Source organism: Curtobacterium sp. ISL-83 (assembly GCF_018613895.1).
In the GTDB taxonomy this organism is placed as follows: domain Bacteria; phylum Actinomycetota; class Actinomycetes; order Actinomycetales; family Microbacteriaceae; genus Curtobacterium.
This window is the reverse complement of record NZ_JAGGPH010000004.1, coordinates 40,283-63,454: the sequence shown is the minus strand read 5'-3', so window position 1 is coordinate 63,454 and position 23,172 is coordinate 40,283. Positions and strand designations below refer to the sequence as shown.

Sequence of the window (23,172 nt, the reverse complement as noted above, 5' to 3'; positions counted from 1 at the left end):
GGGCGACACCGCTCGGGCCGCGTGCCCCGCGTCCTGTCGGTCAGGGCGAGACTCGGCCACACGCGCCGCCGCGGCGGCCGCGGCGGGCGCCGGCGCAGCCGAGCGCGGCGCGCCGTCGACCCAGCGGAGCACGCGGCCGGTGAGGCCGCGGGGGTAGGACGCAGCCACCGGCACGGCGTCGGCCGACGGGACGGCGGCGAGCGGGGCCTCCTGGCCGGGCGGCAGCAGCTCGCTGCCCACCGTCGGGTCCGCGACGAACCGGCCGTGCTCGTCGTAGGAGTCGCGCGCCCGCCAGTAACGGCTGATGACCCGGAGCTTGACGCCGATGTGCAGCGCGAGTGACCCGATCAGCACGTACGCCAACGCGTTGTGCACCTGCTTGAACGGGAACGGCCAGGGGTACCACTGGTACGTGTTGAGCAGCCCGGTGACGACCTGCACGATCGCCGCCGCGACGAACACCGCGATCGACAGGCGCTCCAGCAGGTGCACGACCCCGCGCACCGGCGGCGTCTGCACGAGCGCCGGCATCACGACGTTCAACTTCGCGAGGAGCAGCGGGATGATGGCGATGCCCGCCGTGATGTGCAGGCCCTGCGTGAACTGGTACAGCTGCGCGGGACGGGTGGCGAACCGCATGCCGGGCAGCGGCTGCTGCAGGAAGTAGCTGTAGAGGCCGGTGCCGAAGCAGACCACGAAGGCCAGCCCGAGCAACCGCCCGAGCACCACCGCGGACCGGGCGTTCCGGTTCGGCGACGCCATCGCGGATCGTGCATCCAGCAGCAGCCCGCGCACGGTCGGTAGCCTCGTCGCACGATGAACGAGCGACTGCGACCTGGCCGACTCCTGCCGACCCTGCTGGCCGTGGTCGGTGTGCTGGCCCTGGCGGGCGTCATCGCCTTCGGCGTCACGCATCTGGGGTTCCTCCGAACGGGTCATCGTGCTCCATTCGTCGCGTGGACGCTGATCGCTTGGACGGTCTTCGCCGGCGCGGTGCTCGCACTGCGCTCCGTGGCTGCCCGGTGGGTCACCGTGATCGTGGTCGGCGGCGCCGTCCTGGTGGGCGTCGCTGCCCTGCTGGGGCCACCGAACACCAGCACCGACTCTGCCCGGTACGCCTGGGACGGGATCGTCCAGAACGCGGGAGTGTCCCCGTACGCCCACACGCCGCAGTCGTCGGCACTGACCGACCTCCGACCGGGGTGGCTGTTCCCGCACGCGGTCGACGGCACCTGCGAGCAGCCGCGGCTCCGCGGACTCGGCGACGGGCAGCCGGGCCAGTGCACCGCGATCAACCGGCCAGCGGTCACGACGATCTACCCGCCGATGGCGCAGCTCTGGTTCGCGCTCGTCCGCGCGGTGGTCCCGGTGACGGCGCAGTACCTGCCGTTCCAGGTGGCGGGGCTCCTCGTCTCGCTCGGGGTGACCATCGGACTCGTCGTCGTCCTCCGCCGCCTGGGCCGTCCCACCTGGTGGGCAGCGCTCTGGGCGTGGTCGCCGCTCGTCGCGTCCGAGGCCGTCACGAACTCGCACGTCGACGTCCTCGGTGCCGCGCTCGCCACGGCCGGCGTCGCCCTCGTCGTCTTCGGGCGACCGATCTGGGGCGGGATCGCCCTCGGCGCGGCGACCGCCACCAAGCTCATCCCGGCGCTCGTGTACCCGCCGCTCCTCGGGCGGTGGCGCCACTGGTGGGCGATCCCGGTCGGCATCGCCGTGTTCGGGTTGCTGTACGTGCCGTACGTGCTCACCACCGGACTCGACGTGCTCGGGTACCTGCCGGGGTACCTGTCCGAGGAGGGGTACGAGGACGGTAGCCGCTTCGCGCTGGTCTCGATGGTGGCGCACGGCAACGCGGCGACGGTGCTCGTCGTGTTGGTCGTGCTGCTGGCGGCGGTGGTCGCGTGGCGGCTCGGCGATCCGGCACACCCGTGGTCCGGCGAGGTCCTGCTCATCGGCGTGACGTTCCTCGCGGTGACCCCCCGCTATCCGTGGTACGCACTGCTGCTCATCCCCTTCGTGGTGCTCTCCGGCCGGTGGGAGTGGCTGTCCATCGGGCTCGCGATCACCCTGCGCCAGATCTGGCCCCACGTGGACGCGTACCGGTGGTGGCTCGTGGCGGCGATCCTGGTGATCGTGGTCGTGACCCTCGTGCGCACGGACCGTGACACCTGGCGGCGCTGGGGTCGACGGCTGCGCGGCGGCGGCCCGGAGACGCCCACGCCCCGTGCAGTACGATCGGGCGCATGACGGCTCGGGCGCTCCCCGCGACGGGACTCCTGCGCCGGGTGCGTGACGAGGCCCCGTCGCTGCCCCCGCGGCCGACCGACGACCCCGGTCTGGTCGACCGCTTCGGGCGCCGCGGCATCGACCTCCGCGTCTCGCTGACCGAGCGCTGCAACCTCCGGTGCACCTACTGCATGCCGGCCGAGGGCCTGCCGTTCGCCCCGACCGACGCCCTGATGACGGCGGCCGAGATCGACCGGCTGGTCGGCCTGGCCTCGCGTCGGCTCGGCGTGCGCAAGGTGCGGTTCACCGGCGGCGAGCCACTCCTGCGCCGCGACCTGGTCGACGTGATCGAGCGCTCCGCCGCGCACCCCGTCGAGCTGTCGCTGACCACGAACGCGATCGGCCTCGCGGGCCGCGCCGCCGACCTCGCCCGGGCCGGGCTGCAGCGCGTGAACGTCTCACTCGACACGGTCGACCCCGAGGCGTTCGCCACGATGACCCGACGACCGTTCCTCGACCGCGTGCTCGACGGCGTGCGGGCTGCCGACCAGGCGGGACTCGGCATGAAGATCAACGCCGTGCTGCTGCGCGGCGTGAACGACCACCTCGCGGTCGACCTGCTCGCCTGGTGCCTCGAGCGTGGGTACGAGCTGCGGTTCATCGAGCAGATGCCGCTCGACCCCGGGCACGCGTGGGACGGCGCGACGATGATCACCGCGCACGAGATCCGCACGCTGCTCGGCGAGCGGTTCCGCCTGACACCGGACGAGGCCCCGCGGGACAACGCCCCCGCGGAGCGCTACCGCGTGCACGCACTCGACGGCACGCCGCTCGGCACGGTCGGCATCATCGCGAGCATCACCGAGTCGTTCTGCGCGGACTGCACGCGCACCCGGCTGACCGCCGAGGGACACGTCCGCAGCTGCCTGTTCTCGGACGACGAGGTCGACCTGCTCGGTCCCCTGCGCGCCGGTGCCTCGGACGACGAGCTCGTGACGCTGTGGCAGGGCGCGATGTGGGCGAAGCCGCGCGACCACGGCGACGACACCGACGGCATCGTGCACCCCGCCCGCGGCATGAGCGCGATCGGCGGCTGACCGTGACGACGATCCGCTTCTTCGCCGCGGCTCGCGCGGCCGTCGGCATCGACGAGCTCGACGTGACCGCCACCGTGCTCGACGATGCGCTCCGTGCGGTGCCGGCGTCGGACGCCGCCCGCTGGTCGACCCTGCAGGAACGGTGCTCGTACCTGGTGGACGGGGTCAGCACGCGTGATCGCTCCACCCCGCTGGACGGCGTGGAGCTGGTCGACGTGATGCCCCCGTTCGCCGGCGGCTGACCGAGGCGAAGCCCGTCACGCCGACGGGTCGTAGACGACGAGGTCCTCGGCCGGGACCGCGATCCGGACCGGTTCCCCCGGCTCGAGTGCGAGCGCGGCGGCCCGCGCCAGGGTGAGGTCGGCGGTCAGGTCCCCGGCCCGGACGCGGACGAGCCCGTCCCGCGGTTCGAGGGCCTCGACGTGGCGCAGGACCCCGACACCGTCGCGGGTCGTGGTCCGGTCGTCGTCGCGGCTCAGGCGCGCGGCCGTCGGGTGGTACGCGGCCGACACGGCCCGGCCGGGAGGCACGGCGTGCGCCGCCGACGGCAGCTCGCCACCGCCGTCGGGTGCGATCCCGGCAGCGGTGGCGGTCCCGCGGACGACCGCCAGTCCGGAGAAGACCGTGGCGAACGCGCTCGACGGACGCCCGAGGACCGCGGCCGGCCTGCCCACCTCGACCACCCGACCGCCCTCGAGGACCACCACGCGGTCCGCGAGGGTCATCACCTCGACCGGGTCGTGCGTCACGAGGATCGTCGGACGCCCGACGGCCGCGCGGCGGATCGCAGCCCGGACGTCCTGCCGAGCGCCGAGGTCCAGCGCCGAGGTCGGTTCGTCGAGCAGCAGGACGGCCGGGTCGGTGGCGAGCGCCCGGGCGATCGCGACGCGCTGCGCCTGTCCACCCGAGAGCTCCGCCGGCGTGCGGTCTGCCAAGGCGACCACCCCGACGTCGGTGAGCGCTCGGACCGACCGGAGCCGTGCCTCCCGGCGGCTGGCGCCACCCGCGCGTGGACCGTACGCGACGTTCGCGACCACGGACAGGTGGGGGAAGAGGTCGGGGGTCTGCGCGACCAGGCCGACGCGACGACGGTGCGCGGGCACCGGGCGCCCGCGGCCGACGACCACGCGGTCGCCGAACACGACCTCGCCGTCGTCCGGGGTGAGCAGTCCGGCGAGGACCTCCACGACGGTGGACTTGCCGGCGCCGTTCGGTCCGATGACGGCGACGCACTCGCTCGGAGCGACCTCGAGGTCGACCGCGACGGCGCGGGCGTCGACGACGATCCGGGCGCGGACCCCGGCGGTCACGACACCACCGTCCTGGTCCGCAGCGAGGACACCCCGATGACGACCACGGCGACCACCACGAGCACGAGTGCGAGCGCCACCGCGGTGTCCGGATCGATCTCCCGCTGCAGGTAGATCTCGAGCGGCAGCGTGCGCGTCACGCCCTGCAGGCTCCCGGCGAAGGTGAGCGTCGCGCCGAACTCGCCGAGGGCACGGGCGAAGCAGAGTACGAGACCGGACAGGATGCCCGGCAGCGCCCGGGGCGTCGTGACGGTCAGGAACGTCCGGGTCGGGCCCGCTCCGAGCGTCGCGGCGACCCGCTCGAACCGATCGCCGCCGACGCGGAGGGCGCCCTCGATCGACGACACCAGGAACGGCATCGCGACGAACGCCTGCGCGATCACGACGGCCGTCGTGGTGAACGCGATGTGCAGCCCGTGGTCGTCGAGGAAGGCACCCACCACCCCGAGCCGACCGAACGCGGCGAGGAGCGCGAGACCACCGACGACGGGCGGCAGCACCAGGGGCAGCAGCACGAGGGCCCGTGCGACCCCGGTCCACCGCGACGAGGACCGGGCGAAGAGGACGGCGAGCGGATACCCGAGGACGAACGACACCCCGGTGGCGAGGGACGCGGTGCCGAGACTCAGCCCGAGGGCCGTGAGCGACGACGACGAGGTGACGAGCGCCACGAACGACGACCAGTCGACGCGGCCGACCATGGCGAGCACCGGGACCACGACGAACAACCCGCCGAGGACCGCGGGCACGGGCAGCCACCACGGCACCGCGGTCCGGGCGCTCCGGGTCCGGGCGCTCCGTGTCCGCGCACGCGCTGTCCGGGCGCGGTCCGTCGGCGCCGGTTGCTCCCCGGCACCTGGGCTCCGCGCACCGACGGGCTCGGCGGCGGTCGGCGGCACGCTCAGGGCTTCCCGAACCCGGCGGCGGCGAGGACCCGCTGGCCGACGTCGGACCGGACGTAGGCCGTGAACGCCGACGCGAGCGCGGGGTTCGCCGCACGACGGAGGACGGTGACCGGGTAGGTGTTCACCGCGCGGGACGCCGCCGGGAACGTGACACCGTCGACCTTCCCGCCGGCTCCCCGGACGTCCGTCGCGTAGACGAGTCCCGCGTCCGCCTGACCGGACGACACCTTGCCGAGCACGTCGGTGACGGACTGCTCCTCGCTGACCGGGCGGAGGTCGACGCCGGCGATCCGTTCGACCCGCCCGGTCGCCGCGCCGCACGGCACCGGCGCGGCGCACGTCACGACCTGGAGGCCCGGACGGGTCAGGTCCGCGAGGGTCGCGATGTGCTCCGGGTTGCCCGGGGCGACCGCGATCTCGAGAACGTTCGATGCAAAATCCCGCGGTGCCCCCGCGGCCACGTCGGACCCCACGAGACCCTGCATGGTGGTCTCGTCGGCAGCGGCGAAGACGTCGGCCGGGGCACCGTTCCGGATCTGGGTCGCGAGGTCGCTCGACCCCGCGAACGAGAACGTGATGGTCGTGCCGGGGTGCGTCTGCTCGTAGCGCTTGCCGAGTTCGGTGAACGTGCGCTGGAGCGACGCGGCGGCGAACACGGTGATGGACCCGGCGGGAGCCGTGGTCGTGCCGGTCGCGCTGGCTCCGTCGGAACCCGAGCCGGTCGCACGCGCGCCGGCGGTGTCCGGTCCCGTCGCCGCACAGCCGGCGAGGAGGGCAGCCGCGGCGAGCCCGGCCAGAATCGCCACGGGGAACCGCAATCGCGTCATCACATCACGATCGTACCCGCATCCGCGGATTCGTCCACGACCGGTCGCCCCTCGCCGAGCCAGGCGGTGATGCCGCCGTCGAGCACGAGGGCTCGGGGGCCGGCCGTCCGCGCCCAGGCGACGGCACGGGGCCCGCGGGCGCAGACCACGACGACGTCACCGGCGGCGTCCGCGGGCAGGTCGGCGGGGACCAGCGACCCCGCGATGACCCCGTCCGCGCGTTCGGCGTCGGTGCGGACGTCGACCAGGGTCACCGGGCCGGCCGCGAGTCGCTCGGCGAGCGCAGCGGGCGCGATCCAGCGCACCTCGTCCGCTGCCGCTCCCGGTGCGGGCCGGTGCGAGGCCGGACCCCGGCGGACCGGACTCTCGGTCCACCGCCAGCGCCGGGCGTCGACCGTCAGGACCCGGCCGAGCAGCGGCTCCCCGAGTCCGGCCACGAGTGCGGTCACCTGCGCCGCCATCACCGACCCGACAGCGCCGCAGAGTGCGGGCAGGACGCCGTCGAGCGCGCAGGACCCCTCGTCCGGGAACACGTCGGGGTGCAGGTCGTGGAAGTCCACCGGCGTCGGCGCGGCGTCGTGGAAGACGGAGACCTGTCCGTCGTACCCGAGCACCGTCCCCCACACGAACGGCACGCGCTCCGCGGCGCAGGCGTCCGAGACGGCACGGGTCACCGCCACGCTGTCGGCCGCGTCCACCACCACGTCGTGTCCGGCGACCATCTCGGCACGGAAGGACTCGTCGAGGGCGACGACCTCGAGCGCCGGGTCGACGCCCCGCACCCGCTCGGCGGCGACGGTGGCCTTCGGGCGCCCGACGTCCGCCGCAGCGAACAGGGTCTGCCTGGCGAGGTTCGACGCGTCGACCGTGTCGTGGTCGACGATCGTGATCCGGCCCAGTCCGCTGCCCGCCAGGTAGGTCAGGACCGGTGCGCCGAGGCCACCGGCACCCACGACGAGCACCCGGGCGCCGGCGAGCGCCCGGACGGCGCGGTCCCCGGCGTCGGGCAGCGCCGCAGTGCGGGACAGCAGGGGGCGGCGGTCTGTGGTGTTCATCGTTCCTCCGACGGGGCCGGGGTCTCCACGGTGACCATCGTCGCCTTCACCGACGCCACGGCGACCGACCCGAGTTCGAGGCCGAGGTCCCGGACGGCTTCTGCGCTCATGAGCGACACCACGCGGTGCGGGCCGCACTGCAGCTCGACCTGGGCCATCACGCCGTCGACGACCAGGTCGGTGACGATCCCGACGAACCGGTTCCGCGCCGAGCTCCGGACGCCGGACGGATCCCCGAGCTGCTCTCCCCTGGCCTTCGCGTGCACGGCGAGTTCCCGACCGTCGACGACCGAGCGGCCGGAGTCGTCCGAGATGCGCGAGAACGTCCCGTGCTCGATGAGCCGGCGGACCGTGTCGTCACTCACGCCGAGGTACCGCGCAGCGTCGCGGATCCGGAGCTTCGTCATGGTCCTCGACGATAGCCTGCCCCCGGCTTCCTCCGGTCCGTCCCTCGTCCGACGGGACTCTCAGCGGATCCGTCAGTCGACCGCGGCACGCGCCCAGCCGGTCCCGCTAGCGTCCACGGCGTGAGCACTCCCGGCACCGGCAGCTTCGGCGTCCCGACCCGCGCGGGCCGCTCCTCGGTGCGCGCCAGGGCGCGCTCGCTGTCCTCGAGCGTCGGGCTCGCGGTCGTCCGGACGCCGGAGCTCACGATCGGCGCCCTCGGTGTCCTCGTCTCCGCTGCGTTCGGCTGGGTGCCGTCGCTCTGGTACGACGAGGCAGCGACGGTCACCAGCGCGCAACGGTCGTGGGGGCAGTTGTGGGCGGAGCTCCACAACGTCGACGCCGTGCACGGCTTGTACTACGCGCTCATGCACGTGTGGTTCTGGCTCGTCGGGTACACGCCCTTCACCCTGCGCTTCCCGAGCGCCCTGGCCATCGGCCTCGCGGCGGGACTCGTCGTCGCCCTCGGCCGCCGACTCGGCGGGCGGCGGCTCGGCATCACCGCCGGTCTGGTCTTCCTGGCCATCCCGCGCGTGCAGTGGGCCGGGTCCGAGGGCCGGCCCTACGCCACCATCACGACGCTGGCGGTCGGGCTGACGCTCGTCGGCCTCACCGCGGTGAGCCGGACACGCTCCGGCACCGGCACTGGCGCCGCCGCCGGGGCCCGCGCTGGCGCTGGCTTTGGCGCTCGCGCTCGCGCTGGCGCTGGCGCTGGCCGGAGCCTGCCGTGGTGGATCGCCTACGGGCTCCTCGCGCTGGTGTCCGTCACCTTCAACGTGTACCTGTCGCTCGCCGTCGTCGCGCACGCGGTGACGCTCGGCTGGACCCTGCTCGCGCAGCGTGCCGGCGCTCGGACCTCCCCGCGCAGCGGCACACCGCGACCGTCCCTCGTGCCCCGGAGCGCCGTGGTCCGCTGGGCGGTCGCGGTCGGCATCGCCGCCGTCGTGCTCACGCCCTTCGTGCTCGAGGTCGCGGCACAGTCGAAGCAGGTGAGCTGGATCCCCGGCATCGAACCGCGCGTCGTCCAGCAGGTGTTCGACGCGGCCTGGTTCGGCGGGATCCGGACGTACGCCGCCGTCGCGTGGACGCTCATGGCGCTCGGGACCGTGACGGCGCTCGTGCAGGCGCACCGGGCTGCGCCGACGGTCCGCGCGCTCTTCCGGGCGCAGGCCGTCCGCGTCGCCCTGCCCCTCGTGGTGGTCCCGACCGGCGCGCTGCTGCTCGCCACCGCGCTCGGGAAGCACCTGTACTCGCCGAAGTACGCGAGCCTGAGCATGCCGTTCGTCGCGCTCCTGATGGCGCTCGCGCTCACCCTGCTCAGCCGTCGGGCACTGCTCGCGGTCGCGGTCGCGGTCGTGCTCCTGGGGTCGGTCCCGACCGCCGCGTACGTGAAGACGCCACAGTCCAAGCAGGACAGCACGTGGGCCGAGGCAGCCTCGATCGTCGCGGCGGCGCGCGCGGCGAACCCGGCGCAGGCGGACGAGGGCGTCGTGTTCGGGAGCGTCTGGAAGCACCAGATCGCCACGGCGGACATCATCCGCATCGCCTACCCCACCGCGTTCCTCGGGATGACCGATCTGAGCGTCCGGACGGTCGCGACGGACCACGGAGTGCTCTGGGACAAGCCGGGGGACGTCAGGTCGACGATCCCGGCGCGCCTCGCCGACATCGACACGGTGTTCTTCGTCGGTGGGACGTCGGCGACGGGGAACATCGAACCGCAGACGGCCGCGACCCTGGCCGAGCACGGCTTCACCCGGTCGGGCCGCTGGACGACCGGCCACGTCGTGGTCAGCGAGTACGTCCGGCGCTGACCGGTCGGCACGACCAGCCACCCCGGCAGCGATCCAGACGGCACCGACTCGACGTCACCGACCCCGAGGTCAGTGCACGACGCGCGCGCCGTGCACCGGCCCGGTGGCCCGCAGGGCGACCAGTCCGGCCGCGCTGAGTTCCACCTGCACCTCGAGCGCGCTGTCCCGGTCCGCGACCAGGAACGCGACCGTGGGCCCGGAGCCGGACACCAGCCCCGCGAGGGCCCCGGCCTTCTCACCGACCTCGAGCGTCGTGGCGAGCGCCGGCTGCAGTCGCATCGCGGGCGCTTGCAGGTCGTTGTACAGGCAGTCGGCGAGCAGGTCCGGGTCACCGGCCCGGAGCGCCTGCAGCACGTTCGACTCCACCACCGGGGTCGTCGGCGCCGGTGCGATGTCGGCGCGGTAGCGCTCCCGGTGCTCGTCGAGGGCACGGTACACCGCCGGCGTGGACAGGCCGTGGTCGCTCAGGGCGAGCACCCAGTGGAACTCGCCCTTCGCCAGCGCGGGACTCAGCTCGTCGCCGCGGCCCGTCCCGACCGCCGTGCCACCCGCGAACGCGAACGGGACGTCGGCACCGAGCTGCGCGGCCAGCCGGAGGAGTTCTTCACGACCGAGTGCGGTCCCCCAGAGCGTGTCGACGGCGAGCAGCGTCGCGGCGGCGTCGGCCGACCCGCCACCCATGCCCCCGGCGACCGGCACCTGCTTGTCGATCGTGAGCCGGACGCCACCTCGGTACCCGGCCGCGTCCGCGACGAGCCGTGCTGCCCGGATGGCGAGGTTCGACTCGTCGACCGGCACCCCGCTCGCGTCGATCGGCCCCGTGAACCGCACCGAGAAGCCGTCGGCGGGCTCCGCCGTGACGTCCTCGTACAGGGAGACGGCCTGGTACGCCGTCGCGACGTCGTGGTACCCGTCCGGCTGCAGCGCACCGACCGACAGGTAGACGTTGATCTTGCCGGGAGCGCGCGTCCGCACGCGCGTGGGTGCCGCCAGCGAGGTCATGCGCCCAACCTATCCCGACGCCGCGACCGTCAGGTCGACGCCGGTCACCAGGACGCACTCCACGTCAGACCGACACCGACGCGCGCACGAGCGGGATGACCTGCTCGCCGAACCGTTCCATCTCCTCGAGTTGCGGCGAGAACTGCAGCAGCAGCGTGTCGACCCCGGCGTCCTCGAACTCGCGGATGCGGGCGGCGACCTGCTCCGGCGTCCCGACGAACCCGGGGCGCAGGCCGCGGTTCGACACCGAGTAGTCCTCGAGCGACGGCACGTGCTCGAGCTGCGACTTCGAGATGAAGTCCTGGTAGGACTCGTAGGCCGTGCCGTGCTGCACGTCGGTGATGCGCGCCAACTCGGCCTGCGCCTCCTGCTCGGTCTCGCGCACGATGGCGTAGGCGGCCATGCCGAAGGCCTCGAACGGCGGCAGCCCGGCCTCGTCGCGGCGACGGCGCATCTCCGCGATCTTCGTCCGGAGCTCCTCGACCGTCCCGCCATGGGTGACGTACGCATCCGCGTAGTGCGTGATGCTCGCCTTCCCGGCCTCGCTCTCGCCGCCGGCGTAGATGCGCGGCGTGACGCGCGGCTTCGGCTCGAGGTGCGTGTTCTCGAGGTCGTAGTACTCGCCGTGGAACGAGTACGGTGTCTCCCGCCACAGCCCCTTGAGGATCTCGACGAACTCCGCCGTGCGCTTGTAGCGGTCGTCGTGCTCCGAGAAGATGCCGCCGTACTGCCTGGCCTCCTCGGCCCACCAGGCGCTCACCACGTTGAACGTGAAGCGACCGCCGGAGATGTCGTCGATCGTCGCGGCCTGCTTCGCCGTCACCGCGGGCAGGTGGTACCCCGGACGCATCGCCGCCATGATCTCGAGGCGCTCCGTCGTCGCCGCGATCGCAGCCGCGAGCGCCCACGCCTCGAGGCTCGGCGCCGCCGTCCCCTTGATGTCGTTGAGGTTGAGCTCCGGCACGAGCGTCAGGTCGAACCCGATCCGCTCGGCACGCTGCGCCAGTCGCTTGACGTAGTCGAAGGTGACCGGCATGTGCTCGTTCTCGACGTTGCGCAGCCAGCCGCCGAAGAGCGGGGTCCAGTATCCGAATCGCACGGGGAGGTTCCTTGGGTGGTGGGGAGTGACGGGCTGGAGGCGGTGGTCGCGTCGCGAGCCGCGCCTCCAGGCCGGTGGGCGGTGCTGTCTCAGGCCGTCGCGGCCGCGTACGCGGGTGCGTTCGCCGTGCGCTGCTGCGTGCCGTGCTCGCTGCCGTGCTCGGTGCCGTACTCGGCTGCGAGGAGCGCGCCGGTGAAGCGCGCGATGGCGCGCGGTCCGGATGCCGGGGCGATCTCCTCGACGGCGGGGTTGTAGTTCGTGTTCGTGTTGATGTCGTAGACGACCGTCCGGCCGTCGGTCGTCTCCATGAACTCGACGCCCGCGATCTGGATGCCCTGGTCGGCGAGGAACGTCCGGAGCTGCTGCACCAGCGGGTGCTCCGCCGTGACCTCGGTGCGGACCGAGAAGGCGGACGGCGTCCCGGTTCCGGGGACCTCGCAGACCGCGCCGGCGATCGACTGGCTGCCGGGTGCGGGGACCTCGCAGGCGTCGGCCGGGCAGAGCTCGAAGCTGCCGGCGCTCGTGTCGACCCGGACGGCGTAGACGAACTCCCCGCCGACGAACTCGACGCGGGTGATGAAGGGCTCGCGGGCCGTCAGGAACTCCTGCAGCAGCGTGATGCCGTCGACCGGCGCCTCGAACTCCGGGGAGTCGACGTACGCGTCGAACTCGGCGAGCGAGTCGAACCGACGGACGCCCAGCCCCTTGCCGCCCTGGTTGTGCTTCGTGATGAACGGGATGTCCTCGCCGTCGGTGAAGGTCCGCGCGGCGTCCTTGAGCGTGGCCGTGCCGAAGACCGCGGTGGTCCGCGGGACGTCGAACCCGGCATCGCGGAGCAGCCCGTGCTGGGCGACCTTCGAGACCTCGAGCTCGAGAACGTGGCTGCCGTTCACGACCGTGCGACCGGCCCGCTCGAGCCACCCGAGGAGGGCACGCGTGTACTCCTTGCTGTGCTCGTGTCCACGCGTGTGGGAGCTCGCGGACATGCGCGACCAGTAGACCCCCGGCGCCGGCTCGGCACCGAGGTCGATCTGGCCCTCGGTCAGGAGGACCTCCTCGACGGGGACGCCCTCGGCCTCGAACGCGGCGGCGAGCGGCGGGAACCACTCGGGGTTCTCGTGGATGACGTACACGCGGGGAGTGCTCACCGGACCAGCCTAGGCACGGTATACCGCACGCGCCCAAGTGTGTGACGCGGTGCTACTCCGTCCGCTGGAACTGCTGCGTACCGACGACGCCGAGCAGCTCGAGCTTCTGGGCGTCCTCGGTGCCGGGGGGTGCCGTGAAGAGCAGGAGCGCCTGCGCGTGGTTCTCGGTGTGGAGGACCTGGCAGTCGACCGTGATGCGCCCGAGCTCCGGGTGCACGAACGTCTTGTGGTCCTCCCACCGGCTCGACACCTCGTGCAGCGCCCACAGCGCTCGGAACTCCTCGCTGTGCCGCTCGAGGTCGGCGATCAACTCGGCCGCGCGGCGGTCGGTCGGCCCGGCAGCGCCCACCGCCGCACGGAGCGAGGCCACCTGCGCCCGGGCGAGCCGGTCGTGCTGTTCCGGCGCGTACTTCGCCCGCTCGTCCGCGGTCATGAACCACCGCCACGGTTGGTACCGCTCGTTGCCGGGCAGGTCGACGGTGCTGCCGAGCAGCGCGGCGCCGAGGCGGTTCTCGACCAGGGTCTCCCCCAGGTCGTTCACCACGATCGCGGGGGTGTCCTCGAGTCGGTCGAGCACGCGCAGGATCGCCGGTTCGACGTGGTCGGTGCGGCGGGCGCGGATCGGCGCGTTGTGCCCCGACAACCGGAACAGGTGGTCGCGTTCGTCCAGGGACAGGCGGAGTGCCCGCGCGATCGCCGCGATCATCTGCTCGGACGGTTGCGGTCCGCGCTGCTGCTCGAGGCGCGTGTAGTAGTCGGCTGACATGCCGGCGAGTGCCGCCACCTCTTCACGCCGGAGGCCGGGGGTGCGCCGACGCGGACCGACGCCCAGCCCCACGTCCTCCGGGCGGAGGAGTTCGCGTCGACGGCGGAGGAAGTCGGCGAGCGCAGTGCGGTCCATGGTCCCGATCATGGCCCGCACGCGACGGCCGTGCCAGGGATCGGCGGTCCCCCGATGTCCGCGCTCTGGTTGCACCCCGACGCACGCACGATCGTGGAGGACATGGACATCACCAACGCCACCGTCTTCATCCCCGGCGCGACCTCCGGCATCGGCCTGGGCCTCGCACGACGCCTGCAGGACGCGGGCAGCACCGTCGTCATCGGTGGACGCCGCGAATCCCTGCTCGCCTCGCTCCACGCCGAGCACGGTTTCGACACCGTCGCCATCGACGTCGCCGACCCCGACTCGATCTCGGCCGCCGCATCGACCGTCCTCGCAGCGCACCCGTCGCTCGACGCCGTGATCACCATGTCCGGCATCATGCGCGCCGAGGACCTGCGGTCGGCGGTCCACCAGGCGGACGCGGTCGACACCGTCACCACCAACCTGCTCGGGACCATCCGACTGATCGACGCGTTCCTGCCACACCTGCTGACCCGGCCCGCGTCGACGATCATCACCGTGTCGTCCGGCCTCGCCTACACGCCGCTCGCCGCCACCCCCACCTACAGCGCGACGAAGGCCGCCGTGCACTCGTACACGCAGTCGCTCCGGCAGCAGCTCGCCGGGTCGCCGGTCTCGGTGCTGGAGCTCGTGCCGCCGGCCGTCGCCACGGATCTGATGGGCGCCGGCGTGGACTTCGGTGGGATGCCGCTCGACGACTTCCTGAGCGAGGTCGTGTCCCTGCTCGCGTCGGGTTCGGGGCCGGAGATCCTGGTGCAGAACGTGCTGCCGCTCCGGTGGTCGGAGCGCGACGGGACGCAGCAGCAGCTGATCGAGGCGCTGGCGTCGCGGGGGCACTGAGCGTCGGGGGGCGCTCGGGGCGAGGACGGATTCCGTCGCCGCGCTCGCTGCTCGCTGCTCCCTCGTCAGCCCTCGGAGGGAGCGGCTCCGGCGCTGCCGTCGTCTCGGTCCGTACGGCGTCGAACCGCTCGGTCAACGGTCCAGTTCACGATCCGCCACGCCACGAACGCCAGGCTCGTGGTGACAGCGGCGGGGACCGACTGTCCGAACCACCGGACGACGACGTACGACCCGGACGCGGCGAGCACGACCGTCAGGAGGGCGAGGGGTCGGGCCGTCTTCGGAGCGACGGCGCTGCCCTCGTGCAGAACGGACTCGGGGGTCCTTCCCTCGTCGTCGTCCGGCGGGAGCCTCACGAACCGTACCCCCCACGTGATGAGGCACGCTCCGAGGAGCAGCGCCACCCAGGCCGTGTCCGACTCCGGCTGCTGGACGACCCCGCGGAGCGCGAGTCCGAGAACGACGACCCCCGCGAGCACGAACGCCCCGGTGATCACCGAACTGGCGCGGGAGGGTCGGGCGGACACGGCGACCAGGTTACTGGTCCGCTGCGCTCCGAAGGCCGATGGTGCAGACACGACGATTCACGGGAGCGCTGAGGGCGAGCGGCCACCGTCGCCGCGCGCGCGGACACGGCGAACGATCGGAGCCTCGGGAGCACCGACGCACAGACGCAACAACTCCTTGTCGACCACCGCGAAGGTCGGGTCCGCCGTGACCAGGGCGTCAGCTTCGACAGCACCCGCGGTGGCGACGACGAGAGCGGCAGACGACGTGATCCCGAAGCTCTCCACGAGTCCCGGAACGTCATCGAGCAGGGCGTCGATGCCGACCCAATGAGCACTGGTCGTCCGGAGGACGCTGTTCCAGGCCGTCAGGAATGACCCGACCCGGGGAGTTCGCGGTCCGTCGAGGCCGCTCACCCCTGCGACGCCGTCCGACCTACGGTCGATGTCCAGGAGGTCGAGTTCAAGCAGTGCGTTGAAGAAGACGTCAGAGTCCGTGAGGTCGAGATGTTGCAGGAACGCCGCAGCTTCCGGGTGGCCATCAGCCCCGGAGTCGAACGCACGACGCACGAAACTCGTGTCGATGACCACCCGCTCGAACCCGCCGAAGCACTCGTCGAAGCTCAGCACGCCGAACTCGTCGAAGTCCTCCGGCTCACTGCGGCGCCACACGGCTCAGCGCGCTCCGTTGGACAGGGAAGGCGGCGAGACCGGGCGGGTGCCGCGCACCGAGCGCAACGTCCGGCGGAGACGAGCCTGTCGTTCCTCACTGCTCCCTTCTGGGCGAGGGAGCCCAGCGATGAACTCGGTCAGCTCGCTCGTGTGGACGAGCTGCCGCTGCCGGGCTCCCCCCTCCATCCACCCGATCGTTATCGTTCGGCCTCCTGTTCGTGTGCTGCCGAAGTCGGCGCGGCCGTCGCTCCGTTCGGGGCTGTCCGGTCCGTGTGGGGTCATGACGCCTCCTCGTGCTCGTGTTCCTGTTGGGAGGCTAGGGCTGGTGGTCCTCGTGTCACAAACATTGTGTATTTCACAACCGCCGAGGACCGTGCACGTCCGGGGACCGGGAGGCTGCCGTGCTGGCTCGATGCGGGAGGATTGGAACCGTGGCGAACCAGGAGCACCCTTCGGCGACGACGACCCGGACCCGTGTCCGCCTCGGGCGCCGAGCGGACCTCGGAGCCGACTGCGCCAACTGCTTCGGCCTCTGCTGCGTCGCCCTCGCGTTCACCCGGTCCGCGGACTTCCCCGTCGACAAGTCCGCCGGCGACCCGTGCACGAACCTCGACACGACCGACGGGTGCCGCATCCACCCGCACCTCCGCGACCGCGGGTGGAAGGGCTGCACCGTGTTCGACTGCGCGGGCGCCGGGCAGAAGGTGTCGCAGCAGACGTTCGCGGGTCGGTCCTGGCGCGATGACGACGAGACCCGGATCGCGATGTTCGCGACCTTCCCCGTGGTGCGACGCCTCCACGACCTGCTCCGGTACCTGGACGAAGCGGTCACCATGGTCGAAACCGAGGGGCTCGATCCTGCGTCGTGGTCCTCGGCGTTCGAACGGGTCCACACGCTGAGCGACGGGACACCCGCGGAACTCGCTGTGCTCGACGTGGACGCCGAGTACGACACCGCGCGGCCGCTCCTGCTCCGCGCGAGCGAGATCGCCCGGGGAGGGCGCCAGGACCAGCAGCACGACCGTGCCGGTTCGGACCTCGTCGGCGCGCGCCTGGCGGGGGCCGACCTGCGTGGCGTGACGCTGCGCGGGAGCCTGCTGCTCGCGGCGGACCTGCGTGGAGCCGTGCTCGACCGGTGCGACCTGCTCGGCGCGGACCTGCGGGACGCCGATCTGCGCGGAGCGGACCTGCGCGGTGCCCTGTTCCTCACGCAGATGCAGGTGAACGCCGCGCGCGGAGACGATGCGACGCTGCTCCCCGATGGCTTCACCCGGCCGAGCCACTGGACCGCATCACCGACACGAGCTGAGGCCCCGACCGACACGTCCGGCGCGGACGTCAGGACGCGGCGAGGACCGTCCGGGCGAGGCGCACGAAGTCGTCGACGCTGATCGCCTCACCACGCGCGGTGGGGTCGATGCCCGCTGCTTCGAGGATCTCCGACGCCCTGGCGCTCCCGCCGAGCACACCGGAGAGGCTCTGGCGGAGCATCTTCCGTCGCTGCTGGAACGCGCCGTCGACCAGGGTGAACACCTGTGCGCGGAGCGTCTCATCGCCCGGCGGGTCGGCGCGGTCGAACCCCACGAGCACACTGTCGACGTTCGGGACGGGCCAGAACACCTGCCGACTCACCTGACCGGCCGTGCTCCACGACCCGTACCAGGCGGCCTTGACGCTCGGCGCCCCGTAGACCTTGCTGCCCGGGCCCGCCGCGATGCGGTAGCCGACCTCGGCCTGCACCATCACGAGCGCCCGCTCGATCGACGGGAACGTCGCGAGCAGGTGCAGCAGGACCGGCACGGACACGTTGTAGGGCAGGTTCGCGACGACGTGTGTGGGCGCTTCCGGCAGGTCGGACGCCGCCACCGTCAGCGCGTCCTGGTGCACGACCCGGAGCTGCGCCGACGGTTGGAGCGCAGTGACCGTGGCGGGCAGCTGCGCGGCGAGGCGACCGTCGATCTCCACCGCCGTGACCGACGCACCCGTCTCGGTGAGTCCGAGGGTGAGCGACCCGAGCCCTGGCCCGATCTCGAGCACCTTGGACGACGCGTCGACCCGTCCGGACGCCACGATGCGCCGCACCGTGTTGGCGTCGTGCACGAAGTTCTGTCCGAGCTTCTTGGTCGGGGTGACGTCGAGCTTCGCCGCGAGGTCCCGGATCTCCGCCGGACCGAGGAGCGCCCCCACGACTACTGGTCCACCGTGACGGGTTCGGCGTCCCACGCCCCGTAGACCAGCTCGGTGTTCGACGCGATCTGCGCGGCGAGCATCGAGACGTCGGTGCCGAGCGTCTCGGCCATCGACCGGAGCGTCACGGGGATCAGGTACGGCGCGTTCGGACGACCTCGGAAGGGTGCCGGCGTCAGGAACGGGGCGTCCGTCTCGACCATGAGCAGGTGCCGGGGCGCCACCGCGAGGGCTTGGCGCAGCGGCTCGGCGTTCTTGAACGTGACGGTCCCGGCGAAGGACATGTACCAGCCCCGCTCGGCGCACAGGCGCGCGAGGTCCGGACCGCCGGAGAAGCAGTGGAACACCGTCTTCTCGGGAGCCCCGACGCGGTCGAGGACCTCGACCACGGCGTCGTGTGCGTCACGGTCGTGGATCGTCAGCGCGAGGTCGTGCTCCTTCGCGATGCGGATGTGCTCCTCGAAGGAGCGGATCTGGGCGTCACGACCGTCTTCGCCGGTGCGGAAGAAGTCGAGCCCGGTCTCGCCGATCGCCCGCACGCGGGGCAGGGCGGCGAGCTCCGCGATCCCCGCCAGGTGCTCGTCGAGCAAGCCCTTCGCGTCGAGCTCAGGGGCCTCGTTCGGGTGCAGCGCCACGGCAGCCAGCACGCGGGGCTCGCGGGCGGCGATCTGCGCGGACCACTGCGAGGTGGCGAGGTCGGTCCCGACCTGCACGACACCGCGCACACCCACGCTCGACGCACGGCCGAGGTGCTCGCGGTAATCGAGGGGGCCGTTGCCGCCGTCGCCCACGCCGTCGGCGATCTCGAGGTGCGTGTGGTTGTCGTACACGCCGACGACGAGCGCCTGGGGCAGCGGCGGGTAGGTCAGGTCCCGCTTCTGGCCGCCGTCGCCGTTCCGCGACCGGACGTGGGCGTCAGCTCCGGAGTCGGTCACGCTGCGCCCTGCTCGGCCTGCTCGATGCGCGGGAAGAGCCCGCTCTCGAGCGGCACGACCGAGGTCGCACCCTGCCACTCCCACGCGCGGTCGACCCGCTGTTCCGCGATCGAACCACCGGCGCCGATCGAGGCCCAGAGCTTCTCGGTCGCCTTGGGCATCACCGGGGAGGTCAGGACGGCCACGGTGCCGAGGCCCCGGAGCGCCGTCGCCAGGACGGTCCCGAGCCGCTCGCGCTGTGCGTCGTCCTTCGCGAGGACCCACGGCTGCTGCTCCGTGATGTACCCGTTCAGCGCGTCGACGAGCTCCCAGACGGCGGCGATCGCCTCGTGCGGGGCGAAGGCGGCAATCGCTGCGTCGGCGCGCTCAGTGACGGAGACGGCGAGCGCGTCGACGGCTTCGTCGGACGCGGTCAGCGACCCGCGCGACGGCACGGCGCCGTCGAAGTACCGCTGCAGCATCGCGACGATGCGGGACGCCAGGTTGCCGAACCCGTTCGCGAGGTCGGACTGGTACCGCGCCGAGATGTCCTCCCAGCTGAAGTTGCCGTCCTGCCCGAAGGTGATGGCACGCAGGAAGTAGTACCGGAACGCGTCCGAGCCGAAGGTGTCGGTGATCTCCGACGGCGCGATGCCGGTGAGCTTCGACTTCGACATCTTCTCGCCGCCGACGAGCAGCCACCCGTGCCCGAACACGCGCTTCGGCACGGGGAGCCCCGCCGCCATGAGCATCGCCGGCCAGATCACGGCGTGGAAGCGGGCGATGTCCTTGCCGACGATGTGGACGCTCGGCCAGAGGCGCTGGAATGCTTCGTCGTCATCCGAGCCGTACCCGAGCGCCGTGACGTAGTTGAGGAGCGCGTCGAACCACACGTACAGCACGTGGTCGCTGTCCCACGGGATCGTGATGCCCCAGTCGAAGCTCGACCGTGAGATCGACAGGTCGCGGAGCCCCTGCTTGACGAACGAGATGATCTCGTTCCGGACGCTCTCGGGCTGGATGAACTCGGGGTTCGACTCGTAGAGGTCGAGCAACGGCTGCTCGAAGTCGGACATCCGGAAGAAGTAGTTGCGCTCGGACAGGACCTCGACCGGGATGGAGTGGATCGCACAGACCTGCTCCCCCTCGTACGCACCGGTCCCGGGCACCAGGTCGCCCGGCTGCTTGTACTCTTCGCAGCCCACGCAGTAGAAGCCCTCGAACTCGCCGGCGTAGATGTACCCGTCGTCGTAGAGCTTCTGCAGGAACGCCGTCACGCCACGCTCGTGCCGTTCATCGGTCGTGCGGATGAAGTCGTCGTTCGCGATGTCCACGGTGTCGAGCAGCGGCTTCCACGCATCGGTGACGAGTCGGTCGGCCCATTCCTTCGGCGTGACGTCGTTCGCGGAGGCGGTGCGCAGGATCTTCTGCCCGTGCTCGTCCGTGCCGGTCAGCAGCCAGGTGTCGTCACCGCGCTGCCGGTGCCAGCGCGCGAGGACGTCCGCGGCGACCTCGGTGTAGGCGTGCCCGATGTGCGGCACGTCGTTCACGTAGAAGATCGGCGTGGTGATGCTGAACGAGGACCCGTCGGACATGCGGACCATCCTACGGGCGGGGCCGGACCGGATGACGCGCCCCGCGCGCCACCTGTGGAGAACCCGACTGGAGGCGCGTGGCGGGCCCGCCCCGTGCCTCCAGTGCGGTGGTCAGCGCGCCGCGAGCGCGCCTTCGTACAGGTCGCGCTTCGACAGGCCGGTCGCGTCCGCGACCGCTGCCGCGGCCTCCTTCATCCGCATGCCCGCGGCCACCCGCTCGAGCACGAGCCGGATGCCGTCGTCGAGCGATGCCTCCTCGGTCGGCGCGGACGCCCCGGCGACCACGACGCAGATCTCGCCGCGCACCCCCTCGGACGCCCACGTGACGAGCTCGTCGAGCGAGCCACGGCGGACCTCTTCGTAGAGCTTCGTGAGCTCCCGGCAGACCGCGGCCCGCCGGTCCCCTCCGAACCCGACGGCCATGTCGGCGAGCGTGTCGGCCAGCCGGTGCGGCGACTCGAAGAACACCATCGTGCGTTGTTCACCGGCAAGCGACTGGAACGCCCGTCGACGTTCCCCGCCCTTCCGGGTCGGGAACCCCTCGAACGTGAAGCGGTCCGTGGGGAGTCCGGACACGGCGAGCGCCGTCAGGACCGCCGACGGCCCGGGGATCGCGGTGACCGTCACACCCGCCGCGGCCGCGGCCTCGACGAGCGGGAATCCCGGATCGCTGATGGCGGGCATCCCGGCGTCGGTGAGCACGACGACGTCGGCCTCTCGAGCGAGCTCGACGACCTCCGCGGCCTTCGCCCGTTCGTTGTGTTCGTGGAGGGCGATGAGCCGCGGCCGGTTCTCGATCCCGAGGGCGCGCATCAGGTGCACGGCGGTCCTGGTGTCCTCCGCCGCGACGACGGTGGCGTTGGACAGGGTCTCGACCAAGCGGCGCGAGGCGTCACCGAGGTTGCCGATGGGGGTTGCTGCGAGGACGATCACCCACCCATTGTGGTCGCAGCGGACGCATACGGCCGATCCGTAGGATGCTCCCGATGACCAGCGAGCTGACCGACGACCGCACGGCCGTGCCAGAGGTGCCGGTCGGCTCCCGTCTCGACGACTGGTGGGCGCGTGTCCTGTCGACGGGGATCCGGCTCGCGGTGTGGCGCTGGACGGGTCCGCTCGCGGTCACGCTGCTGGCCGCCGTGCTGCGGCTCGTGAACCTCGGGAACCCGCACTCGCTCGTGTTCGACGAGACGTACTACGTCAAGGACGGCTGGTCGATCGTGCACCTCGGGTACGAGGGCACCTGGCCACCGAACCCGAACGACACGTCCCTGCCGAAGACGGACGACCGGTTCGCCAGCGGGCAGACCGACGTCTTCACGAGCGCCGCCGAGTTCGTCGCGCACCCGCCCCTCGGCAAGTACCTGATCGGGCTCGGCATGCTGCTGTTCGGGCCCGGGGACTCGTTCGGCTGGCGCATCACGGTCGCCGTGCTCGGCATCGCCACCGTGTTCCTGACCGCGGTGATCGCCCGGTCGCTCTTCCGCTCGACGCTCATCGGGACCCTGGCGGGGTTCCTGCTCGCCGTCGACGGGCAGGCGATCGTGATGTCGCGGGTCACCCTGCTCGACGGCATCCTGACGTTCTTCGTCGTCCTCGGCTTCGGTGCGCTGCTGCTCGACCGCCGGTGGTCCGCCCGTCGGATGGACGCCTGGGTCCTCCGCCGCGCCGAGCAGGGCCGGGACACCCTCTGGGGGCCGGTCTTCTGGTGGCGGCCGTGGCTCCTCGCGATGGGGCTGGCGCTCGGGTTGGCGTCGGCCACGAAGTGGTCCGGGATGTTCTTCCTGGCGTTCTTCGCGGTGTACTCGGTGCTCAGCGACACGATGCTCCGTCGCCGTGCGGGGGTGGCGTTCTGGTCGTCGAGCGCCTGGCTGCAACAGGCCCCCGTCACGTTCCTGCTCACCGTGCCGATCGCCGCGGCGACCTACCTGGCGTCGTGGACCGGCTGGTTCCTGTCGAGGGGCGGCTGGGACCGGAACTGGTTGGGCTCCGGCGGTCAGCGGTGGACCGGCGTGCTGTCGTGGGTGCCGGACAGCCTGCAGAACTGGTGGCACTACCAGTCCGAGATCTACGCGTTCAACATCGGGTTGCACACGCCGCACTCGTACCAGGCGAACCCGCTGCTGTGGCTCGTGATGCAGCGGCCGACATCGATGTTCTACGCGGGCCAGAACGCCGGACAGGACGGCTGCGCGGCGAGCCGCTGCGGCGAGGCCATCACCGGCATCGCGAACCCGTTCATCTGGTACGCGGCGGTCATCGCGACCGTGGTGCTGCTCGTGCTCTGGATCACCCGGCGGCAGTGGGAGTACGGCTTCGTGCTGCTCGGCGTCGCGGCGGGCTACCTGCCGTGGCTGATGTACGTCGACCGCACGGTGTTCCAGTTCTACACGATCGCCTTCGAGCCCTTCATGGTGATGGCGTTGGCCGCGGCGATCGGCTTGGTGCTCGGTTCCCCGCGCGACGAACGGTCGCGCAGGACGCGTGCGGTGCTGTGGGTCGGGGTGTACCTCGGCGTGGTGGTGCTCGCCTCGGTGTACTGGTACCCGATGTGGACGGCGATGCAGATGCCGTGGGACTTCATCCGGTCGCACTACTGGCTGCCCAGCTGGCTCTAATCCACG

General features: G+C 72.1%; 23 protein-coding genes. 7 read left to right on the top strand and 16 right to left on the bottom strand.

Going from position 1 to position 23,172, the window contains the following annotated elements; all coding sequences use genetic code 11:
• Positions 1 to 762 (bottom strand): cytochrome b/b6 domain-containing protein (locus tag J7E22_RS03395; protein ID WP_214978903.1); only part of this gene is annotated, 762 nt, incomplete at its 3' end.
• 54 nt (positions 763 to 816) lie between these two features.
• Here J7E22_RS03395 and J7E22_RS03390 point away from each other — a divergent pair.
• Genes J7E22_RS03390 through J7E22_RS03380 form a run of 3 tightly spaced genes read left to right on the top strand, consistent with a single transcriptional unit; the run spans position 817 to position 3,565 of the window.
• Positions 817 to 2,247, top strand: a complete 1,431-nt coding sequence (locus J7E22_RS03390; RefSeq protein ID WP_214978902.1) for a glycosyltransferase family 87 protein — start codon at positions 817 to 819, stop codon at positions 2,245 to 2,247.
• The gene (gene moaA / locus J7E22_RS03385) at positions 2,244 to 3,323 is read left to right on the top strand and encodes a GTP 3',8-cyclase MoaA (protein WP_214978901.1); all 1,080 of its coding nucleotides are present in this window, start codon (positions 2,244 to 2,246) and stop codon (positions 3,321 to 3,323) included. The genes J7E22_RS03390 and moaA overlap by 4 nt, the downstream gene beginning before the upstream one ends.
• 2 nt (positions 3,324 to 3,325) lie before the next feature.
• The gene (locus J7E22_RS03380; protein WP_251008680.1) at positions 3,326 to 3,565 is read left to right on the top strand and encodes a MoaD/ThiS family protein; all 240 of its coding nucleotides are present in this window, start codon (positions 3,326 to 3,328) and stop codon (positions 3,563 to 3,565) included.
• Between the two features lie 15 nt (positions 3,566 to 3,580).
• Here the strand turns inward: J7E22_RS03380 and J7E22_RS03375 are convergent, their stop codons facing one another.
• From J7E22_RS03375 to J7E22_RS03355, 5 genes are all read right to left on the bottom strand, one after another.
• Positions 3,581 to 4,633, bottom strand: a complete 1,053-nt coding sequence (locus J7E22_RS03375; RefSeq protein WP_308159134.1) for an ABC transporter ATP-binding protein — start codon at positions 4,631 to 4,633, stop codon at positions 3,581 to 3,583.
• A complete protein-coding gene (locus J7E22_RS03370; protein WP_308159133.1) occupies positions 4,630 to 5,382 on the bottom strand; it encodes an ABC transporter permease in 753 nt (250 codons plus the stop codon). The genes J7E22_RS03375 and J7E22_RS03370 overlap by 4 nt, the downstream gene beginning before the upstream one ends.
• A 152-nt stretch (positions 5,383 to 5,534) precedes the next feature.
• Entirely contained in the window at positions 5,535 to 6,365 is an 831-nt protein-coding gene (modA, locus tag J7E22_RS03365; protein ID WP_214978899.1) for a molybdate ABC transporter substrate-binding protein, read from the bottom strand.
• Positions 6,365 to 7,420 carry a HesA/MoeB/ThiF family protein gene (locus J7E22_RS03360; protein ID WP_214978897.1) on the bottom strand — a complete coding sequence of 352 codons (1,056 nt, stop codon included), beginning with the start codon at positions 7,418 to 7,420 and terminating at the stop codon, positions 6,365 to 6,367. The genes modA and J7E22_RS03360 overlap by 1 nt, the downstream gene beginning before the upstream one ends.
• Positions 7,417 to 7,827 (bottom strand): molybdopterin-binding protein, encoded by a 411-nt coding sequence (locus J7E22_RS03355; protein WP_214978895.1) that lies wholly within the window; start codon positions 7,825 to 7,827, stop codon positions 7,417 to 7,419. Before J7E22_RS03355 ends, J7E22_RS03360 begins: the two co-directional genes overlap by 4 nt.
• Before the next feature lie 120 nt (positions 7,828 to 7,947).
• Here J7E22_RS03355 and J7E22_RS03350 point away from each other — a divergent pair, with 120 nt between their 5' ends.
• Complete coding sequence (locus tag J7E22_RS03350; protein WP_214978893.1) at positions 7,948 to 9,678, top strand: glycosyltransferase family 39 protein; 1,731 nt, start codon at positions 7,948 to 7,950, stop codon at positions 9,676 to 9,678.
• A gap of 69 nt (positions 9,679 to 9,747) precedes the next feature.
• On the opposite strand, the gene J7E22_RS03345 is transcribed toward J7E22_RS03350, so the two are convergent.
• The 4 genes from J7E22_RS03345 to J7E22_RS03330 form a co-directional block, all read right to left on the bottom strand.
• Positions 9,748 to 10,680 (bottom strand): 4-(cytidine 5'-diphospho)-2-C-methyl-D-erythritol kinase, encoded by a 933-nt coding sequence (locus J7E22_RS03345; RefSeq protein WP_214978891.1) that lies wholly within the window; start codon positions 10,678 to 10,680, stop codon positions 9,748 to 9,750.
• Positions 10,681 to 10,744: 64 nt separating this feature from the next.
• Complete coding sequence (locus J7E22_RS03340; protein WP_214978889.1) at positions 10,745 to 11,779, bottom strand: LLM class flavin-dependent oxidoreductase; 1,035 nt, start codon at positions 11,777 to 11,779, stop codon at positions 10,745 to 10,747.
• 89 nt (positions 11,780 to 11,868) lie between these two features.
• The gene (locus tag J7E22_RS03335) at positions 11,869 to 12,927 is read right to left on the bottom strand and encodes an alpha-L-glutamate ligase (protein ID WP_308159132.1); all 1,059 of its coding nucleotides are present in this window, start codon (positions 12,925 to 12,927) and stop codon (positions 11,869 to 11,871) included.
• Between the two features lie 52 nt (positions 12,928 to 12,979).
• Complete coding sequence (locus J7E22_RS03330; protein ID WP_214978887.1) at positions 12,980 to 13,828, bottom strand: helix-turn-helix transcriptional regulator; 849 nt, start codon at positions 13,826 to 13,828, stop codon at positions 12,980 to 12,982.
• 102 nt (positions 13,829 to 13,930) lie between these two features.
• On the opposite strand from J7E22_RS03330, the gene J7E22_RS03325 reads away from it, so the two are divergent.
• Complete coding sequence (locus J7E22_RS03325; RefSeq protein WP_214978885.1) at positions 13,931 to 14,674, top strand: SDR family oxidoreductase; 744 nt, start codon at positions 13,931 to 13,933, stop codon at positions 14,672 to 14,674.
• Between the two features lie 65 nt (positions 14,675 to 14,739).
• Here J7E22_RS03325 and J7E22_RS03320 read toward each other — a convergent pair whose 3' ends face one another.
• Both J7E22_RS03320 and J7E22_RS03315 read right to left on the bottom strand, forming a co-directional pair.
• Positions 14,740 to 15,201 (bottom strand): hypothetical protein, encoded by a 462-nt coding sequence (locus tag J7E22_RS03320; protein ID WP_214978883.1) that lies wholly within the window; start codon positions 15,199 to 15,201, stop codon positions 14,740 to 14,742.
• 57 nt (positions 15,202 to 15,258) lie between these two features.
• Complete coding sequence (locus J7E22_RS03315; RefSeq protein ID WP_214978881.1) at positions 15,259 to 15,852, bottom strand: hypothetical protein; 594 nt, start codon at positions 15,850 to 15,852, stop codon at positions 15,259 to 15,261.
• Between the two features lie 431 nt (positions 15,853 to 16,283).
• Here J7E22_RS03315 and J7E22_RS03310 point away from each other — a divergent pair, with 431 nt between their 5' ends.
• Entirely contained in the window at positions 16,284 to 17,243 is a 960-nt protein-coding gene (locus J7E22_RS03310) for a pentapeptide repeat-containing protein (protein ID WP_214978879.1), read from the top strand.
• On the opposite strand, the gene rsmA is transcribed toward J7E22_RS03310, so the two are convergent.
• The 4 genes from rsmA to rsmI all read right to left on the bottom strand — a co-directional run bounded on the left by rsmA (position 17,191) and on the right by rsmI (position 21,481).
• Positions 17,191 to 18,039: a 16S rRNA (adenine(1518)-N(6)/adenine(1519)-N(6))-dimethyltransferase RsmA gene (gene rsmA, locus J7E22_RS03305; RefSeq protein ID WP_214978877.1), complete on the bottom strand. Its 849-nt coding sequence runs from the start codon at positions 18,037 to 18,039 to the stop codon at positions 17,191 to 17,193. The two genes, J7E22_RS03310 and rsmA, sit on opposite strands and share 53 nt — an antisense overlap.
• Before the next feature lie 2 nt (positions 18,040 to 18,041).
• A complete protein-coding gene (locus J7E22_RS03300; RefSeq protein ID WP_214978875.1) occupies positions 18,042 to 18,974 on the bottom strand; it encodes a TatD family hydrolase in 933 nt (310 codons plus the stop codon).
• Entirely contained in the window at positions 18,971 to 20,548 is a 1,578-nt protein-coding gene (gene metG, locus J7E22_RS03295; RefSeq protein ID WP_214978873.1) for a methionine--tRNA ligase, read from the bottom strand. Before metG ends, J7E22_RS03300 begins: the two co-directional genes overlap by 4 nt.
• Before the next feature lie 111 nt (positions 20,549 to 20,659).
• Positions 20,660 to 21,481 carry a 16S rRNA (cytidine(1402)-2'-O)-methyltransferase gene (rsmI, locus tag J7E22_RS03290; RefSeq protein WP_214978871.1) on the bottom strand — a complete coding sequence of 274 codons (822 nt, stop codon included), beginning with the start codon at positions 21,479 to 21,481 and terminating at the stop codon, positions 20,660 to 20,662.
• Between the two features lie 53 nt (positions 21,482 to 21,534).
• On the opposite strand from rsmI, the gene J7E22_RS03285 reads away from it, so the two are divergent.
• A complete protein-coding gene (locus tag J7E22_RS03285) occupies positions 21,535 to 23,166 on the top strand; it encodes a dolichyl-phosphate-mannose--protein mannosyltransferase (protein WP_214978869.1) in 1,632 nt (543 codons plus the stop codon).
• Positions 23,167 to 23,172: the final 6 nt, after the last annotated feature.

What these genes read in the sequence shown, in the direction of transcription:
- J7E22_RS03355 (WP_214978895.1), bottom strand. Translation starts at nt 7,827, where the DNA reads ATGACGAAGCTCCGGATCCGCGACGCTGCGCGGTACCTCGGCGTGAGT.
- J7E22_RS03285 (WP_214978869.1), top strand. Translation starts at nt 21,535, where the DNA reads ATGACCAGCGAGCTGACCGACGACCGCACGGCCGTGCCAGAGGTGCCG.
- J7E22_RS03390 (WP_214978902.1), top strand. Translation starts at nt 817, where the DNA reads ATGAACGAGCGACTGCGACCTGGCCGACTCCTGCCGACCCTGCTGGCC.
- moaA (WP_214978901.1), top strand. Translation starts at nt 2,244, where the DNA reads ATGACGGCTCGGGCGCTCCCCGCGACGGGACTCCTGCGCCGGGTGCGT.
- J7E22_RS03330 (WP_214978887.1), bottom strand. Translation starts at nt 13,828, where the DNA reads ATGGACCGCACTGCGCTCGCCGACTTCCTCCGCCGTCGACGCGAACTC.
- J7E22_RS03325 (WP_214978885.1), top strand. Translation starts at nt 13,931, where the DNA reads ATGGACATCACCAACGCCACCGTCTTCATCCCCGGCGCGACCTCCGGC.
- metG (WP_214978873.1), bottom strand. Translation starts at nt 20,548, where the DNA reads ATGTCCGACGGGTCCTCGTTCAGCATCACCACGCCGATCTTCTACGTG.
- J7E22_RS03360 (WP_214978897.1), bottom strand. Translation starts at nt 7,420, where the DNA reads ATGAACACCACAGACCGCCGCCCCCTGCTGTCCCGCACTGCGGCGCTG.
- J7E22_RS03345 (WP_214978891.1), bottom strand. Translation starts at nt 10,680, where the DNA reads ATGACCTCGCTGGCGGCACCCACGCGCGTGCGGACGCGCGCTCCCGGC.
- modA (WP_214978899.1), bottom strand. Translation starts at nt 6,365, where the DNA reads ATGACGCGATTGCGGTTCCCCGTGGCGATTCTGGCCGGGCTCGCCGCG.